The organism is Cellulomonas sp. IC4_254 (assembly GCF_011603975.1).
Taxonomy (GTDB): Bacteria; Actinomycetota; Actinomycetes; order Actinomycetales; family Cellulomonadaceae; genus Cellulomonas.
The window spans coordinates 1-2,915 of record NZ_JAANNB010000302.1 but is presented as its reverse complement, the minus strand read 5'-3'; the positions used below and the strand labels follow the sequence as shown (position 1 = coordinate 2,915).

Genomic DNA, 2,915 nt, shown 5'->3' with positions numbered 1-2,915 from the left:
CGTGCAGGGCGTCGGTCAGGCGGGTCAGGGGGTGCGCGGCCGCGGCGGGGCCGGCGGCGACGGCCGGACCGGTGCCCGGCGCGGCGTGCCAGGCCCGGCGGCGGGCGTCGGCGGCGTGCCGGGCCGCGGCGGCGGGCGCCGCGCCGTGCTGCGCCGCGCCGTGCTGCGCCGGGGCGGGCTGCGGCGCCGGCTCGGGACCGGCCGGCGGGCGGACGCCGGGACCGCCGCCGGGGGTGCCGCCGCCCGCGGTGCTGCGGCCGCGCAGCGGGCCGAGCGTCAGCGCGAGCGCGGCCAGGACGCCGACCCCGAGCCCGACGAGCACGGCGGTGGTCGAGAACCAGACGAGCGCGGTCGCGGCGCCGGTGAACACGAAGGTCCACACGTAGAGGATGATCACGGCGCGCCGGTGCGAGTGGCCCAGCGCCAGCATCCGGTGGTGCAGGTGCATCCGGTCGGGGTGGAACGGCGACTTCCCGGAGCCGACCCGCCGGATCACCGCGAGGCCCATGTCGAGCAGCGGCAGCAGCAGGACGGCCAGCGGCAGCAGGATCGGCAGGAACGCCGGGAAGGACTGCCGGGTCGAGGCCACGGCGGGGTCGATCTGGCCGGTCACCTGGATGCCCGCCGCGGCGATGACCAGGCCGATCAGCATCGACCCGGAGTCGCCCATGAAGATCCGCGCCGGGTTGAAGTTGTGCGGCAGGAAGCCCACGCACGCCCCCACCAGCAGCGCGACGACCAGCGTGGCGAGGTTGGAGTAGTCGCCGGGGCTGGCGTCGCGGGTGAGCGCGTACGAGTACAGGAAGAACCCGGTGCCGCCGATCGCGATCAGCCCGGCGGCGAGCCCGTCGAGGCCGTCGACGAAGTTCACCGCGTTCATCGCGACGACGACCACCAGCACCGTCAGGCCGAGCCAGATCCGGTCGGAGCCCAGCACCACGCCGTCGATCGGCAGCTGGTAGAGCTGGACGCCCATCGACGCCATGACGAACGCGGCGAGCACCTGCCCGACGAGCTTCGTCATCCAGTCCAGGTCCCAGATGTCGTCGGCCACGCCCAGCGCGCACACGATCGTCGCGGCGGCGGCGATGCCGATGATCGGCTCCGGGCGGTCGAAGACGTCGGCCAGGAACGGCAGCTGGCTCGCCATGACCAGGCCGACCATGATCCCGGCCCACATGGCGAGGCCGCCGAGCCGCGGCGTCGGGATGGAGTGCACGTCCCTGCTCCGCACGGCCGTGATCGCACCCCAGCGGAGCGCGCACCACCGCGCCAGCGGCGTCAGCACGTAGGTCGCCGCCGCGGCGATCAGCAGGAGCAGGAGGTACGCCCTCACCGGCCGGGTTCACCCTCCCGGACGGGGGCGACCTCGCGGAGGCGCTCCAGGGAGATGGCGCCCTGCCGGACGACGCGGAGCTCGTCGCCGGTGGCGTCGACGATCGTCGAGGCGACCTGGCCCGGGGTGCGGCCGCCGTCCAGGTAGGTCTGCACCCGGTCGCCGAGCTGCTCGTAGGCCTCGCCGACCTCGACGGCCGACGGCTGACCGGTGCGGTTCGCGCTCGACACGGCCATGGGCCCGGTGCGGCCGAGCAGCGCGAGCGCCACCGGGTGGTCCGGCACCCGCAGCGCGACGGTGCCGTGGGTCTCCCCCAGGTCCCAGGCCAGCGACGGCTGGGCGACCAGGATGAGCGTGAGGCCGCCGGGCCAGAACGCCTCGGCGAGGTCGCGCGCCGCCGCGGGCACGCCCATGGCCAGGCCGTCCATCGTGAACGCGTCCGGCATCAGCACCGGCGGCGGCATCTGGCGGCCGCGGCCCTTCGCGGCGAGCAGCGCGTTCACCGCCGGCGGGGTGAAGGCGTCCGCGCCGATCCCGTACACCGTGTCCGTCGGCAGCACCACGAGCCCGCCGCGCGAGACGGTGTGCACGGCGGCGTCGAGGGCAGGGCCCCAGGTCGCGGGGTCGGTGGCGTCCAGCACGGCGTCGGCAGTCACGGCTGCGAGTCTCCCACGCCCGGCTGGGCGTGCGGACGCGGCTCGCCCGCAGGCGCGGTCGGCGCCGGGTCCGTGCGGCGGCGCGCCACCAGCATCCGGGGCCTGCCGGTCAAGTCGGGGCGCGACTCCACGGCCTCGAAGGCGCCGGTCGCCTCGGCGGCCGCGCGCGCGGCGGCGTCCTGCACCTCCGCGTGCTCCATCACCAGCAGGCCGCCGGGCACGAGCAGCCGGGCGGCGGCGGCCAGCACCGCGCGCGGCACCTCCAGCCCGTCCGCGCCGCCGCCGTAGAGCGCGAGGTCGGGGTCGTGGTCGCGGACCTCGGGGTCCACCGGCACCGCGTCCGGCGGGATGTACGGCGGGTTCGACACCACGACGTCCACCGTGCCGTCCAGGTCCGCGAGCAGCGCGGGGTCGCGGACGTCGCCGAGCTCCACCCGGATCTCGCCCGCGCCGACGCGCTCGCCGTTGCCGCGGGTCAGCGCCACCGCGGCCGGGGACGCGTCGACCGCGGCCACCCGCGCCTCCGGCACCTCGGTGGCCAGCGACAGCGCGATGCCGCCCGCGCCGCAGCACAGGTCCACCACGACCGGCGACCGGCCCTCGGTGGCGATCCGGGCGGCCTCGTCGATCCCGACCTGCGCGACCGTCTCGGTCTCGGGCCGCGGCACGAACACCCCCGGCTCGACGGCCAGGGTCAGGTAGCGGAACACCGTCGAGCCGACGATGTGCTGCAGCGGCTCCCGGCGCCGGCGGCGGTCGACCAGACCGGCGAACTCCTCGGTGAACCCGTCCGGCACCGGCGGGGCGAGCACGAGGTCGAGCCGCGGCAGGCCGAGCGCGTGCGCGGCGAGCGCGGTCGCGTCGTGCCGGGGCGAGCCGACGCCGACCTCGGCGAGCACCCGCGTGGCGGCCTCGACCAGCGC

General features: G+C 76.9%; 3 protein-coding genes. All 3 read right to left on the bottom strand.

The window, feature by feature from the left end; genetic code table 11:
* Positions 1-1,336 (bottom strand): MraY family glycosyltransferase (locus G6556_RS18120; RefSeq protein ID WP_346774997.1); only part of this gene is annotated, 1,336 nt, incomplete at its 3' end.
* A complete protein-coding gene (locus G6556_RS18115) occupies positions 1,333-1,992 on the bottom strand; it encodes an L-threonylcarbamoyladenylate synthase (protein ID WP_346774996.1) in 660 nt (219 codons plus the stop codon). The genes G6556_RS18120 and G6556_RS18115, both read right to left, overlap by 4 nt.
* On the bottom strand, positions 1,989-2,915 hold a 927-nt coding region (gene prmC / locus G6556_RS18110; RefSeq protein WP_240934713.1), incomplete at its 5' end, for a peptide chain release factor N(5)-glutamine methyltransferase. The genes prmC and G6556_RS18115, both read right to left, overlap by 4 nt.